1 protein-coding gene is annotated in these 1,123 nt (G+C 69.9%); it reads left to right on the plus strand.

Annotation, left to right across the window (positions count from 1 at the left end; all coding sequences use genetic code 11):
• Positions 1 to 28: 28 nt before the first annotated feature.
• On the plus strand, positions 29 to 1,123 hold a 1,095-nt coding region (locus KILIM_RS03295), incomplete at its 3' end, for a DUF222 domain-containing protein (RefSeq protein ID WP_169330734.1).

Genomic DNA, 1,123 nt, shown 5'->3' on the forward strand with positions numbered 1-1,123 from the left:
CGGTATGGAACCCACCGCAGCGGACCTCGTGACCTGGCTTGATGCCGGGTCCGAGTCGCTGCTGGAGTACGCCGGGGATCTGACTCGGTTGGGTAGCGATGACCTGGCCGGGCTGGCCGCCGGGGCCGCGAAGATCGTGAATGCGGCGAAGGCGTTTCAGGCGGCTGTGGTGATGGAAGCGCGGGAGCGTGGGGTCATCGCGGCCTCGGACAACCCCAAGACTGCTGCGTGGGTCGAGCAGTCCTGCCGCGACGCCGGAGTGCCGCTCGCGCCGGCGCAGGCCCGCGGGTTGGACGAGGCCTCCCGGACCTGCTCGACCCCCGATGTCACCCGACTCAAGGACGCGGTCGTGGCCGGAGAGTGCACGGTCGAGTCCGCGGCGATCATCGCCTCCAGCTACCGTCGGCTGTCGCCGAAGGTCGACATCCGCGGCTGGGACACCGTGCTGGACCAGCTCATCGGCTGGCTCGGTGAGGGCGCCACCCGGAAGAACATCGCGGAGTTCGAGGACGTGCTGCTGTCTCAGTACGGCACCCAGACCACCCTGGAGGACGAGCACGAACAGAAGCGCTCGAACCGGACCATGTCCGCGTTGAGCTTGAACTCCAAGACCGGGATGTTCGAGTCCAAGATCGTGATGGACCCGGTCAATGAGGCCGTGTTCAGCGCCGCCCTGCACGCCCTGTCGAAGCCGCACGTCGACCCAGACACCGGGGAGCACGATCCCCGCACGCCGGGCACCCGGCGGTTGGATGCGCTGGTGACGATGGCCAAGCACGCGACGACCCCGGACAAGAGCGTTCGCGGGTCCGGCGCGGCCGCGCGGATCATCGTGACGATCCCTTTGGCCGACCTGGTCGGGGGCCTCCAAAAGAGCAGCCTGGCCGAACAGCTCGGGTTGTTCTCGGCCGAGGCGGAGGCCGCAGCCGGCACCCACGTCGGCGGCTTCGCCCCGACAGCGTCAGCCACCGACATGCCCACTACCTGCGACGGAGGCAACGGGCACGCGGATAATTGCCACGCTGGCCACGATCAGTGCTGCGGCGGCGGCGCACCCGCCGCCAGCGGCGGAGGCGCACCCGCCGCCAGCAGCGCCGGCGTGCTCGGATCCGGCAGTGCGGGC

It is taken from the genome of Kineosphaera limosa NBRC 100340 (assembly GCF_000298215.1).
In the GTDB taxonomy this organism is placed as follows: Bacteria; Actinomycetota; Actinomycetes; order Actinomycetales; family Dermatophilaceae; genus Kineosphaera; species Kineosphaera limosa.